The sequence below is a fragment of the Acidovorax sp. LjRoot66 genome (assembly GCF_964253305.1).
Lineage (GTDB): Bacteria > Pseudomonadota > Gammaproteobacteria > Burkholderiales > Burkholderiaceae_C > Acidovorax.
The window spans coordinates 5,019,513-5,032,342 of the sequence record NZ_CAXUQU020000001.1 but is presented as its reverse complement, the minus strand read 5'-3'; the positions used below and the strand labels follow the sequence as shown (position 1 = coordinate 5,032,342).

The 12,830-nt window shown below is 67.3% G+C and carries 16 protein-coding genes; 10 read left to right on the top strand and 6 right to left on the bottom strand.

The window, feature by feature from the left end:
• Positions 1 to 11: 11 nt before the first annotated feature.
• The 3 genes from ACSQ3Y_RS23680 to ACSQ3Y_RS23670 all read left to right on the top strand — a co-directional run bounded on the left by ACSQ3Y_RS23680 (position 12) and on the right by ACSQ3Y_RS23670 (position 1,818).
• On the top strand, positions 12 to 818 hold the full coding sequence (locus tag ACSQ3Y_RS23680; protein WP_436179086.1) for a GntR family transcriptional regulator: 807 nt from the start codon (positions 12 to 14) through the stop codon (positions 816 to 818).
• A gap of 5 nt (positions 819 to 823) precedes the next feature.
• Positions 824 to 1,582: an aspartate/glutamate racemase family protein gene (locus ACSQ3Y_RS23675; protein WP_436179085.1), complete on the top strand. Its 759-nt coding sequence runs from the start codon at positions 824 to 826 to the stop codon at positions 1,580 to 1,582.
• Between the two features lie 80 nt (positions 1,583 to 1,662).
• A complete protein-coding gene (locus tag ACSQ3Y_RS23670; protein ID WP_436179084.1) occupies positions 1,663 to 1,818 on the top strand; it encodes a hypothetical protein in 156 nt (51 codons plus the stop codon).
• Here ACSQ3Y_RS23670 and ACSQ3Y_RS23665 read toward each other — a convergent pair whose 3' ends face one another.
• The 4 genes from ACSQ3Y_RS23665 to ACSQ3Y_RS23650 are packed head-to-tail and all read right to left on the bottom strand — an operon-like array spanning position 1,819 to position 5,305.
• On the bottom strand, positions 1,819 to 2,739 hold the full coding sequence (locus ACSQ3Y_RS23665) for a dioxygenase (RefSeq protein WP_436179083.1): 921 nt from the start codon (positions 2,737 to 2,739) through the stop codon (positions 1,819 to 1,821).
• A 54-nt stretch (positions 2,740 to 2,793) separates the two neighbouring features.
• Positions 2,794 to 3,780: a tripartite tricarboxylate transporter substrate binding protein gene (locus tag ACSQ3Y_RS23660; RefSeq protein WP_436180163.1), complete on the bottom strand. Its 987-nt coding sequence runs from the start codon at positions 3,778 to 3,780 to the stop codon at positions 2,794 to 2,796.
• A gap of 38 nt (positions 3,781 to 3,818) precedes the next feature.
• Positions 3,819 to 4,094 (bottom strand): muconolactone Delta-isomerase, encoded by a 276-nt coding sequence (gene catC / locus ACSQ3Y_RS23655; protein ID WP_436179082.1) that lies wholly within the window; start codon positions 4,092 to 4,094, stop codon positions 3,819 to 3,821.
• Between the two features lie 17 nt (positions 4,095 to 4,111).
• Entirely contained in the window at positions 4,112 to 5,305 is a 1,194-nt protein-coding gene (locus ACSQ3Y_RS23650) for a muconate cycloisomerase family protein (protein WP_436179081.1), read from the bottom strand.
• 142 nt (positions 5,306 to 5,447) lie between these two features.
• Here ACSQ3Y_RS23650 and cynR point away from each other — a divergent pair, with 142 nt between their 5' ends.
• Positions 5,448 to 6,314: a transcriptional regulator CynR gene (gene cynR / locus ACSQ3Y_RS23645; RefSeq protein WP_436179080.1), complete on the top strand. Its 867-nt coding sequence runs from the start codon at positions 5,448 to 5,450 to the stop codon at positions 6,312 to 6,314.
• A gap of 796 nt (positions 6,315 to 7,110) precedes the next feature.
• Here cynR and nth read toward each other — a convergent pair.
• Complete coding sequence (nth, locus tag ACSQ3Y_RS23640) at positions 7,111 to 7,749, bottom strand: endonuclease III (protein WP_436179079.1); 639 nt, start codon at positions 7,747 to 7,749, stop codon at positions 7,111 to 7,113.
• Positions 7,750 to 8,019: 270 nt separating this feature from the next.
• Between nth and ACSQ3Y_RS23635 the strand changes: the two genes are divergently transcribed.
• The 6 genes from ACSQ3Y_RS23635 to ACSQ3Y_RS23610 all read left to right on the top strand — a co-directional run bounded on the left by ACSQ3Y_RS23635 (position 8,020) and on the right by ACSQ3Y_RS23610 (position 11,798).
• A complete protein-coding gene (locus tag ACSQ3Y_RS23635) occupies positions 8,020 to 8,292 on the top strand; it encodes a hypothetical protein (RefSeq protein WP_157421791.1) in 273 nt (90 codons plus the stop codon).
• Entirely contained in the window at positions 8,277 to 9,239 is a 963-nt protein-coding gene (locus ACSQ3Y_RS23630) for a peptidase C39 family protein (protein ID WP_436179078.1), read from the top strand. Before ACSQ3Y_RS23635 ends, ACSQ3Y_RS23630 begins: the two co-directional genes overlap by 16 nt.
• A gap of 22 nt (positions 9,240 to 9,261) precedes the next feature.
• Entirely contained in the window at positions 9,262 to 9,507 is a 246-nt protein-coding gene (locus tag ACSQ3Y_RS23625; protein ID WP_255361002.1) for a peptidase C39 family protein, read from the top strand.
• Positions 9,489 to 11,102 carry a RimK family protein gene (locus ACSQ3Y_RS23620; RefSeq protein WP_436179077.1) on the top strand — a complete coding sequence of 538 codons (1,614 nt, stop codon included), beginning with the start codon at positions 9,489 to 9,491 and terminating at the stop codon, positions 11,100 to 11,102. The genes ACSQ3Y_RS23625 and ACSQ3Y_RS23620 overlap by 19 nt, the downstream gene beginning before the upstream one ends.
• 127 nt (positions 11,103 to 11,229) lie before the next feature.
• Entirely contained in the window at positions 11,230 to 11,646 is a 417-nt protein-coding gene (locus ACSQ3Y_RS23615) for a GNAT family N-acetyltransferase (RefSeq protein WP_436179076.1), read from the top strand.
• Entirely contained in the window at positions 11,646 to 11,798 is a 153-nt protein-coding gene (locus ACSQ3Y_RS23610; RefSeq protein WP_436179075.1) for a hypothetical protein, read from the top strand. Before ACSQ3Y_RS23615 ends, ACSQ3Y_RS23610 begins: the two co-directional genes overlap by 1 nt.
• 6 nt (positions 11,799 to 11,804) lie before the next feature.
• Here ACSQ3Y_RS23610 and ACSQ3Y_RS23605 read toward each other — a convergent pair whose 3' ends face one another.
• Positions 11,805 to 12,722 carry a LysR family transcriptional regulator gene (locus ACSQ3Y_RS23605; protein ID WP_436179074.1) on the bottom strand — a complete coding sequence of 306 codons (918 nt, stop codon included), beginning with the start codon at positions 12,720 to 12,722 and terminating at the stop codon, positions 11,805 to 11,807.
• Positions 12,723 to 12,830: the final 108 nt, after the last annotated feature.

Below are 12,830 nucleotides of genomic sequence, written 5' to 3'. Positions count from 1 at the left end.
ATGAGACTTCCATGCGCATCCGTGCCGACGATTCCATGACCGCTGCCTCCAAGCCCCGGCGCCGTGCTGCTGTGGCCGCACTCGCCGATCCCGTCGACCTGACCACGGAAGGTGCTGCCAGCGGCGGCCTGCTCAGCGACAACGACATGTACGAGCGCATGGTCTCGGCCATCCTCGACCACCGCCTGCCCCCGGGCACCAAGCTGGTGGAGGACAAGCTGGCGGCGGCCTTCGGCGTTTCGCGCACCCGCGTGCGGCCGGTGCTGGTGCGCCTGGCCAACGAGCAGGTGGTCACGCTCACGCCCAACCGCGGCGCCTCCATCGCCCAGCCCACGCCCGAGGAGGCGCTCGAAGTTTTCGAGGCGCGCCGCCTGCTGGAGCCGCGCCTGGTGGAGCTGTTCATCGCCAACGCCACCGACGGGCACATCGCCGCGCTGCGCGCCTGCATCGACGACGAAGAGGCCGCGCGCGCCAGCGGTGACATGCGCCGCGCCATCCGCCTGTCGGGCGACTTTCACCTGCACATCGCGCAGGCCGCAGGCCACCAGACGCTGGGGCGCATTCTGCGCGAGCTGGTTTCGCGCACCTCGCTGATCCTCATGACCTACAGCCCCAGCCATGCCCGCGAGCGCGAGGAGGCCACGGCCTGCGGCTGCCGCGAGCACCGCGCGCTGATCGACGCCATCCGCCTGCGCGACGCGAAAGAGGCCGCGCGCCGCATGCTCGACCACCTGGCGCGCATCGAGTCGCAGCTGGAGTTCACCCCGCCCGCGAGCGAGGCGCCGGATCTCATGAGCCTGCTGGGCATGGCGGGCTGAACGGCATGCGCCACCTGCTGGTCATCAACCCGAACACGTCGCCCAAGGTCAGCGCGCTGCTGCAGCAGCATGTGCAGGCCGCCGCGGGATCGCATGTGGTGGTGCGCACGGCCACCGCACGCTTTGGGGCCCCCTACATCGCCTGCGAGGCCAGCTACGCCGTGGCCGCGCATGCCGCGCTCGATGCCTGGGCGCTCGACTTGTCTACCCAGTCCTCGGCACCGAGCGCGGTACTCATCGGCTGCTTTGGCGACCCGGGCCTGATGGCGCTGCGCGAGAGCAGCCCCGTGCCCGTCACCGGCCTGGCCGAGGCCTCCTTCATCGAAGCCGCACGCCACGGCCGCTACGCCATCGTCACCGGCGGCGAGCGCTGGGGCCCCATGCTGCAGCGCCTGGCCCAGGCTCTGGGCCACGCCCATTCGCTGGCCGGCATCCACACCGTGGCGCCCACCGGCGCCCAGCTGGCAGCCGACCCCGTGACTGCGCGTGCGCTGCTGGCCCAGGCCTGCCGCGACGTGGTGCGCCAGATGGGCGTGCAGTCCGTGATCCTGGGCGGCGCGGGCCTGGCCGGTATGGCGGCGGCCGTGCAGTCCCAGGTAGGGGTGCCGGTGATCGACAGCGTTGTCGCGGGCGCCCACTGGGCCCTGCGGGCCAATGCCGTGCCGCCCGAGCGCAGTGTGCCGGCGTTCGATGTAGCGTGGGAAGGGGTGTCGGGGGAGATGGCTGCGCTGTGGGAATTCACCAAGGTGGGTGAGTGCATTTGACAGAGGCTGGGCCACGGGATAGTGTGCGGTCATGGCACCTGCAAAACTATGCACTCTCGCTGGTCGAAGCGGAAGACTCCTTGGCCGCGATCTTTCCTGATGAACTGCTGTCCCATATGCAACTCAAGCTTGGCGACGAGCTGTATGTGACAGAAGGCAAAGACGGTAGCCTGTTCATCAGCGCGAAGAAGCCAGACCCTGCGACACACAACGTGCTTCAGGACCTGGCTGGATAGTCAGACCGGCACAGCCACCCGCTCCATGCGCGTCAGCGGCAGTGCTTCGTCTTCGCTGGTGGCCTTTGGCAGCACGAAGTTGAATACCGAGCGCGTGAATGGCGCGGTGATGCCCAGTGACTCGTAGCCTGCGGGCGCCACATTGCGCTCAAGCTCCACAATCAGCCCATCGCGCGTGGCGAATGCAAAGTCATCGTCGATGTAGCTGTCACCGGGAATATTGACCTGCGTGGTCAGCGTGCGCATGCCGGGGGCGGCCACCAGGAAGTGGATGTGCGCAGGCCGCTGGCCATGGCGGCCCAGTGCGGCGAACAGGTCGGCCACCGGGCCGGTCGGCGGAATCGCATAGCCCGGCGGCAGAAAGCTGCGAAAGCGGTAAAAGCCCTTGGCATCGGTCTCGATGCGGCGGCGCAGTTCAAACGGCTGCATGCCTGGGAAGAAGTGCGAGTAGCCGCCTTGCTCATTGGCATGCCATACGTCCACCATGGCATGGGGCACGGGCTTGCCATCGAGGTCCAGCACCTGGCCTTCCATGATGAACACCTCGCCCTTGGGCTCGCCTTCGTCCACGCGCACTTCCACCTTGGACGTGGGTGCACCGGCCACGAACAGCGGCCCCTCGATGGCGCGCGGCGTGCCGCCCTCGCGCCCCGCCTTCTGGTCGGCCTCGTCGGCGCGGATGTCGAGCAGCCGGTCAAAGCCCAGGCCGGCCGTGATCAGGCCCGTCTGGCCTGCCGCGCCCAGGCGCGTGAGCCAGGCCGTGGCGGCCCAGAATTCGTCGGGGGTCACGTCGAGTTCGTCTATGGTCTTGAACAGGTCGGTGACGATACGCTCGGTGAGCTGGCGCACGCGGGGGTTGCCGGGGGCGATCTTCTTGGTGTTGACCAGTGCGAGCAACTGGGCCTGGGTGAGTTCTGCCATGTTTTTGTCTCCTCTGTGGGAATGGATGGGTGGAAATCGGGGGGAAGGGGCCAATCAATCCAGCTTGATACCGCGCTCGGCAATCAATTTCGCCCAGCGCTCGGATTCGCGCGCCAGGTGCTTGGCGAGTTCGGCGGGCGTGGAGCCCACGGGCTCGGCGCCGATGGTCTCGAAGCGGGCCACCACGTCGGGCTGCTTCATCGCATCGCGCAGGGCGGCGTTGAGCTTGTTGACGATGGGCGCGGGCGTGCCCGCCGGCATGAACACCGCGAACCAGGGCGAAACCTCGTAGCCCGGCAGGCCGGCTTCGGCCAGGGTGGGTACGCCCGGCAGGGTGGCCGAGCGCTTGGCCGTGGTCACGCCCAGGGCGCGCAGCTTGCCCGACTGGATATGCGGTCGCGCCGAGGTGATGCTGTCGAACATGTAGTTGATCTGCCCGCCCAGCAGGTCGGCCACGGCCGGGCCGCTGCCCTTGTAAGGGATGTGCAGCATGTCGATCTGCGCCAGCGAGTTGAACACCTCGCCCGCCAGGTGGATGGAGGTGCCGTTGCCGGCCGAACCATAGGTGAGCTTGCCCGGCGCCTTGCGCGCAGCGGCGATCACGTCGGCGGCGGTCTTCACGTCGGGCTGGGTGGCATTGGTCACCAGCACGTTGGGCACCACGGCCAGCAGGCTCACGGGGGCGAAGTCCTTGAGGGGGTCGTACGACAGCTTTCCGTACAGCGGTTTGTTGGTGGCCATGCCGATGGACGTGATCATCAGCGTGTAGCCATCGGCCGGCTGCCTGGCCACGAACTCGGCACCGATGTTGCCGCCCGCGCCGGCCTTGTTCTCGATCACGAAAGGCTGGCCCAGCGCCTGGCCGGCCTTCTCACCCAGGGTGCGGGCAATCGCATCCATGGCGCCACCAGGCGGGAAGGGCACGACCCAGCGGATGGGCTTGTTCGGCCAGTTGGCGCCTGGTGCCTGGGCCTGCTCGGCGGGCCATGCCGCCAGTGCCAGGGTGGCGGTGAGCAGGCTGAGCACCGGCTGTCGTTTCATGATCATCGCGTGTCTCCGATTCTTCTTTGTGGGGGGTGTCAGATGGCCGAGGGATGCCGTGCCAGCGGCGTCACCGAGATCTTCATGAACGGGAACAGCGGCAGCCCCTGCAGCAACTGGTGCAGCTCGTCGTTGGAGGCCACGTCGAACACGCTGTAGTTGGCGTACTCGCCCACCACGCGCCAGATGTGTGGCCAGCGGCCGTCGCGCTGCAGGTCCTGCGAATAGGCCTTTTCGCGGGCCTTGATCTCATTGGCCTGGTCGGCGGGCAGGTCGTGGGGGATGTGCACATCCATGCGGACGAGGAACAGCATTGCGGGGTCTCCTTTTTTTAAACGGTGGTGGCCTGGCGGCCCAGGTCGATGTGGATGGGCGCCTTGCCTTCGCGGGCGCGGTCGAAGCGGTCGAGCTGCGCGAGCGACACTTCCACGCCAAAGCCCGGGCCGTCGGGCAGCTGCAAGGCAAAGTCGGCAATCGGCATCTGGGTTTCCACGATGTCGTCCACCAGCAGCTGCGGGCCGAACAGTTCGCAGCCATGGTGCTGGCTGCCCAGGGTGGAGAACACATGGGCCGATGCCGCGCTGCCCAGCGAGGTCTCCAGCATGGTGCCGCCGTACCAGCCGATGTCGGCCGCCTCGGCAACGGCCGCCACCTTGCGCGTGCGCAGCAGGCCGCCGTGCTTGGCCACCTTGAGCGAGAACACGTGGCAGGCCTGGCCGCGCGCCAGGGCCATCGCGTCCTGCGGGGTGCACACGGTTTCGTCGGCCATGATGAGGGCGCTGTCACCCAGCGCTGCGGTCAGGCCCTTCAGGGCCTCGATGTTCCAGTGGGCCACGGGCTGCTCGATGAGCGTCACGCCGGCTTCCACCAGCTGCGGCAGGTAGCGGCGCGCGGTGTTGCCGTCCCAGGCCTGGTTCACGTCCACCGTCAGCGTGGCGCGGCCCGCGAGGCCGCGTGCGATCCGGGTCACGTGGGCCACGTCGTCGGCCGGGGCGTTGGCACCGATCTTCATCTTGAAGATGTGGTGGCGGCGCTGCTCCAGGCGCAACTGGGCTTCCTCCAGGTCGCGCTCCACATGGCCGCTGGCCAGGGTCCAGGCCAAGGGCAGGCTGGCGTGCACCTTGCCGCCCAGCAACTGCCAGGCGGGCAGGCCCAGGGTGCGTGCCACAGCATCGATGAGGGCCATTTCCACGGCGCTCTTGGCAAAGGCATTGCCCTTGCAGGCCTTGTCCATGCGCGCCAGGGCGGCTTCGAAGCCGCCGGCTCCCTGGCCCAGAAGGGCCGGGGCCAGGTACTGGGTGATGGCGTGGTGGATGCTCTCGGGCGACTCCTCGTTCCACGAGGGGCCGCCGATGGTGGCCGCCTCGCCGAAGCCGCAGGCGCCATTGGCCAGCCACAGCTGCACGATGACCGGGCTCTGGCGGCTGATGGAGCCGAACGAGAGCTTGTGCGGGCGGATGGTGGGGATGTCCAGGATGCGCGCTTCGATGCGCTCGATGGTGAAACCACCGGGGTGGTTGTTCATGGGGGCGGGCCTTCGGTCGATGGGGGAAACATGGGTTCAAGGCGAAGCTTAGTTTTTGCCCGCCTGCAAATCCAATGATTCATTTGCAATGCATCGTTCGATATCATCGATGAATATCCGTTTCCCTCGGGAGGGTTCCACCATGGAAATCCGCCAGCTCCGCTATTTCCTCGACATCGCACGCACCGAGCACCTGACACAGTCGGCGCAGAACCTGTTCGTCACGCAGTCCACGCTGTCGCATGGCCTGCGCCAGCTGGAGCAAGAGCTGGGCGTGGCCCTGTTCGATCGGCTGGGCCGGGGGCTCAAGCTCTCGCAGGCGGGTGTGGCCTTTCGCACCTACGCGGCGCGCGCGCTGCAGGAGATCGAGGCCGGCCGCATGGCGCTGGCCGACATGGGGGCGCTGGAGTCGGGCTCCCTGACCGTGGGGGTGATCCCCACCTTTTTGCACACCCTGGTGCCGGCGGCGGTGGCGGCCTTCAGCAGCGCGTACCCGGGCGTCAACGTGGTCGTGCGCGATCTGCGCGCCGGGCCCATCGAGGAGCAGTTGGTGCAGGGGCAGCTCGACGTGGGGATCGCCTTTTATCCCACCGAGCGCGACGAGATCGAGACCGAGCCTTTGTTCGAGGAGCGGCTGCAGCTGGTGGTGAACCGCGCGCATCCGTTGGCGCGTCGGCGTACCCTGGCCTTGAAGGACCTGGCTGGGGTGCCGCTGGCCATGTTGCCGCGCGCGTTCACTACACGGCGCCTGATTGATGAGAGCCTGCGGGCTGCCGGGGTGGTGCCTTTGGTTCGGGTGGAGATGGAGTCGGTGGAGGGCTTGCTGGATGTGTGCCGGTGGGGGGATCTGGCGAGCATTGCGCCTGAACGTGCTGCCTTGCAGGCGGCGGATCTGCACTCGATCAATCTGCATTCGCCGGGGATGGTGCGGCATGCGGGGATTTTGTGGCGCAAGGGGGCTTCTCGGAGTCGGGCGGCGTTGGAGTTTGCTGGTTTGTTGAGGCCTTGATTGTTGGTTTTGGTTGCTTCTGCTTTTTGGGTTGAGGGCGGAGGCCGGGGTGTGCGCCCGGCGGCGCAGTAACTTTCTCTTGAGTCGCCAAGAGAAAGTCACCAAAGAGAAGGCGACCCCCAGTCTGCGTCCCCCGTACGCCCTGTCGGGCGAACGGGGGCAACCTGCGATGCTCGGTCCTGGGGTGGTGCCGCAGAACTCGCTGCGTTCTTCGAACTCCGCTCAAACAGCTGCGGCAAGCCAGATGACGAAGTGCGTGTGTCCTTCGGCACACGCACCCACCCCAGGCCCTGCGCTTCTCGGCGCAGCCAGCAGGGGTGGGGAGCGGGGTCAGAGACGGCTGCTGCTTCGCAGCTGCGCCTGGGGTCGGTTCGCGCTTTGCGCTGCCGACGAACTGGGCGATCGCTCTGACGAGCCGAGCGCAGCGAAGGACCACAGGCCGAGCGGAGCAATGGCCCGTGTGGAGCCCGCTCCCACCCCCTTCTGACCGTGCCGAGAAGCGCAGGGCCTGGGGTGAGCGCGTGCCGAAGGACACGCGCATCGTCATCTGGCTCGCCGAAGCTGTTTGACCGGAGCTGCCTCGCAGAGGCAGCGCAGGGAGTTCTTCGGCGTCACCCCAGGACCGAGCATCGCAGGCTGCCCCCTCGTACGCAGTACGAGGGGGACACGGGCAGCGGGGTCGCCTTTCTTTTGGGCACTTTTCTTTGGCGAAGCAAAGAACAAGTGCCTCGGCCGCCGGGCCGAGACCCGGCCTCCGCCCTCAATCAAGGCATGGCCTAACCACCGTCAACAAGGCTCATGGCGCAGCCGTCTTCGGCTCGTAATCACAATACTGCGGCACCACACACTCCCAACACCGCGGCTTGCGCGCCACACACACATACCGCCCCAGCAAGATCAGCCAGTGGTGCGAATCCACCGCATACGCATCCGGCACCCGCTTCACCAACTGCAACTCCACCGCCAACGGGTTCTTGCCCGGCGCCAGCCCCGTGCGGTTGCTCACCCGAAAGATGTGCGTATCCACCGCCATCGTGGGCTGGCCGAAGGCCACGTTGAGCACCACGTTGGCCGTCTTGCGCCCCACGCCGGGCAGGGCTTCGAGCGCCTCGCGCGTGCGCGGCACCACGCTGCCATGCTGCTCCACGAGGATGCGGCAGGTAGCCATCAGGTTCTTCGCCTTCGTGCGGTACAGGCCGATGGTCTTGATGTAGCCCTCCAGCCCTTCGAGCCCCAGGTCCAGGATGGCCTGCGGCGTGCCCGCCACCGGAAACAGCTTGCGCGTGGCCTTGTTCACGCCCACGTCCGTGGCCTGGGCCGAGAGCAGCACGGCGGCCAGCAGCTCGAACGGGGTGGTGTACTCCAGCTCCGTGTTGGGCATGGGGTTGGCGGCCTTGAGGGCGGCGAAGAAGGGTTCGATCTGCTCGGTTTTCATGGTGGGGAGGGGCCGTTGTTCTTGTCGGGTGCTGCATTGTCCCGCAGTGGATTCTTCACGGCGATTTGACGGCCGCAGCGCGTTTCTTTACAACGAATTTATACCGCGCTGCCTAGACTGCAAGCCATGTTTAACCCACTGCCTACCGCCGGCTTGGAAGCCGCCTGGCTCCCTGGCGCAGGCCCCCGCATGCTGCACCCCAGCCTTTCCCTGGTTTCGCTCCACCGCGTGGCGCTCGGCGCTGTTGCCCAAGACAGTCCGGATGACCTCGTGGTCCTTCCCCTGCGGTTGTCCGGCGCCGACGTACCCGCAGTGCGGCGCACCCTGCACCACATCCTGGGCCCCCGGCTGGCCTGCTACCGCATCGGGATGGACGTCGCGCGCCACGGCATCAGCGCCCACATCCACCTGCGCAGCAGCGAGCTGGCCACCTGCATGGCCCTGCTCACGGCCGGCATGCCACAGGCCGAGTTCGGCCGCATTGAGCGGCTGACAGGCGCAAGCACAAACACAAGCACAGGCACCCCATGCGTGGTGCATTGAGGGGGCTGCCTTCTGCACCACCCACCAGCGGCCCCATTGGTCTGGGCACGCTGGGGGATGCGCCTGCACTCGATGCCCTGGAGCGCGCTGCGTTCACCGGCGACCGCATCTCCCTGTCCAGCTGGCGGCGCCTGTTGCGCAGCCCGTCGGCCCGGGTGCTGGTGGCCCGCGATGGCGCAAGCGAGTGCGCAGCGGTGCCCGGCGCCTGCGTGGTGCTGCTGCGCAGAGGCACCTTCGTCGCGCGCTTGTACTCGCTGGCCGTCGCACCGCAGGCGCGCAACAGTGGGCTGGCCAGCGCCTTGGTCACCGAGGCCCTGGCCCATGCGCGCCGCGCAGGCTGTGCGCTGCTGCGGCTGGAAAGCCGGGCCGACAATGTCGGTGCCCACCGCCTGTTCCGGCGCTTTGGCTTCGTGCCATCGGGCCGCAAGAGCGCCTACTACGAGGATGGGGCCGACGCCATCTGCTTCCAGAAGGACCTGTTCGACGACAAGGGCCAGGGCGCGCATCCGGTGCTCCGCAGCGCGCGGCACTACGGGCAGACGCTGGACTTCACCTGCGGCCCGTGCGCGCTGCTGATCGCCATGTCGGCTCTGGACCCTGCCACCGTGATGGACCAGGCCGCAGAGATCCGCCTGTGGCGCGAGGCGACCACGGTGTTCATGGCAGCGGGCCACGGCGGCTGCGGTCCGTTCGGGCTGGCCTGTGCGGCGCTGCACCGGGGCTTCGATGTGTCGGTGTATGCCGCAGCGGGCTCCTCGCTGTTCATGGACAGCGTGCGCGAGCCGCACAAGAAGCGCGTCATCCAGCGCGTGGAAGATGACTTCCAGGCCGAGCTGCTGGCGCGCGGCGTGCCTATCTTCGCGCTGCCGGTGTCCGCCGAGGGGGTGATCGAGCAATTGCGCCTGGGCTACGTGCCCATCGTGCTCATTAGGGCCTGTTCACACTAATTTCGCGATCCCCGAAATTAGTGTGAACAGGCCCTACCTGTGGCGGCTGCACCGCGAGAAGGCGCCGCACTGGGTGGCCATCGTCGGCTTCGATGGCGCAGTGTTCCGCGTGCTCGACCCCATGGCCCGTTCCGGCGAAAGCGATGGCGGCATGTCGGTGAGCCTGGCCGAGTTCAAGAAGATCGCCCGCTACGGGCGCCGCCGTCAGACCGCGGCCGTCATCATTGCAAGCAAGAAAGAAGTTCCCCCGTGTCCTCAGAACATGTGATCGTGGTCGAAAAGCGCTCCGACTTCCGCTGGAGCGACCCCGGCGTGAAGATCGTCACCGCCGAGGAGTTCATTGCCGAAGGCCCCCAGGCGCGCAGCCGGGTGCGCAAGGTCACCAACCTGTGCCGCAGCTACAGCTACCTGGGCATCGGCTACTACTGCTCGCTGCTGGCCGAGGCGCGCGGCGACCGGGTGACACCGGGCGTGGAGGCCATCCTGGGCCTGGCGCGCGGCAAGGCGCGGGCGGCTTCGATCGCGGTGCTCGACCGGCTGGTCGGCCCGCTGCCCGGCATACCGCGTTCGGTCAGCACCCTCACGCTGCAGGTGTTCTTCGGGCGCACCGAGGATGCTGAATTCGCGGCCCTGGCACGCAAGAGCTTCGAGCTGTTTCGCTGCCCGCTGCTGGAGATTGTGGTCGAGCGCTGCGATGCCCCGCAGGGCTGGCATGTGGCAGCCCTGCAGGCCCTGGACCCGCGCGACGTGGACACGCACCGCGACGAGGTCTTCACCGAGGCGCTGGGCCACTTCACGCGGCGCAGCTGGCGCCCGGTGGCGGCCGTGGCCGCGCCGCGCATGGACCTGGCCATCCTTCACGACCCAGCCGACCCGCTGCCGCCTTCGAGCGCAGCCACGCTCGCCAGGCTCATCACCATCGGCGACAGCATGGGCATTTCGGCCGAGCTGATCGAGAAGAAGGATTTTTCGCGCCTGGCGCAGTTCGACGCCCTGTTCATCCGCGAGACCACGGCCGTCAACCACCACACCTTCCAGTTTGCCAAGCGCGCCGTGGCCGAAGGCATGCCCGTCATCGACGACCCGGTCTCCATCCTGCGCTGCACCAACAAGGCCTATCTGGCCGAGCTGCTGCGCGGCCACGGCATTGCCACACCGCGCACGCACATGCTCAGCCGCCGCACGCTCGCGGATTTCCAGCATGGGCTGGCCTACCCGGTGGTGGTCAAGGTGCCCGATGGCTCGTTCAGCCGCAGCGTGAAGAAGGCCGACCACTTTGCACAACTGCAGGAGATCGCGCGAGAGATGCTCAAGGAGTCGGAAATCATCCTGGTGCAGGAGTACATGTACACCGATTTCGACTGGCGCATCGGCATCCTGGCGGGCCAGCCGCTGTTTGCCGCCAAATATTTCATGTGCGACGGGCATTGGCAGATTCTGCAGCACGGCGACAACGGCCAGTACACCGAGGGCCGCACGCTGGCCGTGCCCCTGGCGCAAGTCCCGGCCGAGGTGCTGGCCGCCGCCACCGCTGCGGCGCGCCTGGTGGGCGACGGCTTTTATGGCGTGGACCTCAAGTGCAACCCCAGCGGCGCCCATGTGATCGAGATCAACGACAACCCCAATCTGGATACCGGAGTGGAGGACGCCATAACCGGGGATGCCGTGTACCGCAGTCTGCTGGGCCACCTGCTCACCCGCATGGAGCAGCGCCTGCACCGGGGGCCCGGCGGTGCGGGTAGCCTGGCTGTGCCGGGGCTGCAGGGAGGAGACGGCGCAGCCGTGCAGATCACCCCGCTTCTGTCGTCGTCTGTCGCCGTCTCGGAACTGAGGTCCGCGACACGCACGGCACGTTGCGCCTGATCGCCTGATCAGCAGGCGCCTGCGCCCTTTTGCAAAGAGGCAGCCTGCAGCCCCTACCGGGCCAGGCAGGTTGATGCCCAGGACCCAAGAAAAAAATACGCAGGCGAAAAAATCGCTGGTGTGACCTATGAACGAGCTCGAGACATCCTTTGCGCCTGAAGTCGGGGAGCTTCAGCACCTCTCCAAAGCAGTCATCGCCCATGACCGTGCATCCGTCGGCGCCGGACATCCCCAACCCCTGGCCTGCATGGCGCGCGACAACGGCCGTCTGATCGGAGGCGCGGCGGGGCGGATTGAACTGGGCCGGCTGTATGTGGAATACCTCTGGGTGGATGCAGCGCATCGGCGCAAAGGCCTGGGCCACAGGCTGCTTGCCGGCATCGAGAGTGCCGCCAGAGGTGCTGGTTGCAACGAATGCCTCATTGAATCCCTGTCGCCAAAGACGGCGCTGATGTATGAGCGCGCTGGATACCGGGGCTACGCCCAGATTGACAATTACATCCCGGGACTCACCTTGTTCGTGCTGCTCAAGCCGTTGGTCTGATGGTGCACCACGCCGTTCACGATGTGTTTTTTGTCGGCATCGCCATTGCCGCGTTCCTGCTGGTGTTTCACATGGGGCAAAAACTCGCTGCCTGGCTGGAGGCTGCCCACGAAAAGTGGAAGACTCAACACCAGGACACGCCAGTTCAGTAGGAGCCTTCAGCCCGCGTCGCGCGCCACCAGCTGCCCGCGCAGGAATTCGAGGAACATGCGCACCCCTGCCGGCAGGGTGCGCCCGCCCAGCGTCTGCACCTCCACCGCGCGGGCGCTCATGCCGGGCTCGCGGATCTGGGCGGCGTGCAGTTCGCCGCGCTGCACGCGGTCGCGCACCGTCACCTCGCCCGATATCGACAGTCCGCCGCCGTGCAGCACGAAGTGCGTCAGCGTCTCGAAGTGGTTGCACACCAGCACCGGTTCGAACAGCAGGCCGCGCTGGCTGCAGCCGATGTCGAACAGCTGGCGCACGGTGTTGTCGCGCTCGGGCAGGGCGATGGGGTGGGGGTGCATCTGCGCCAGGGTAATCGATTTGAAGCGCGCCAGGGCATGGTCGGGTCGCATGATGGCGATCACCGGTGAGGCCTCGCGGTGCTGCACGCTGATGTCGCGCTCGGCCGCGCGGCTGTAGGTCAGGCCGATGTCTGCGTCGCCGTGCAGCACCGCCGTGGTCACCGCCGCCGGGCTGGCCACGCGCACGTGGAACTGGATGCCCGGGTACTGCGTGCGGAACTGCGCCATCACGCGCGGCAAGAACTCGATGGCAAAGCCGGCCGAGCTGCACAGCCGCACCAGCCCGGTATGCAGCCCCTGCAGCGCCTTGATGTCGGCTACCACGCGGTCGGCCTCCAGCGCGCCGCGCCGCGCATGGGCGGCCAGCATCTCGCCGGCCGCGCTGGGTGCCATGCCGCGCGGGCGCCGGTCGAACAGGGGCACGCCCAACAGATCCTCCAGCGCCGCCACCTGCCGGCTCACCGCCGAGGGCGACACGCTGAGCCGAGTGGCCGCCTCGCTCACCGAGCCGCTGCGCACCACCTCCAGAAAGTAGCGCAGGGCCGTGTCCTGCAGGCGGCTGGAGAGCATGGGTGACCTCTGGTGGTTTGCGTAAAACGCAAGGGTAACCTCAGAAATCGTCGATTGCAGAAAAGCAGCAGCCTGCCTATGCTGACTTCGAAATGACTTATTCGAACG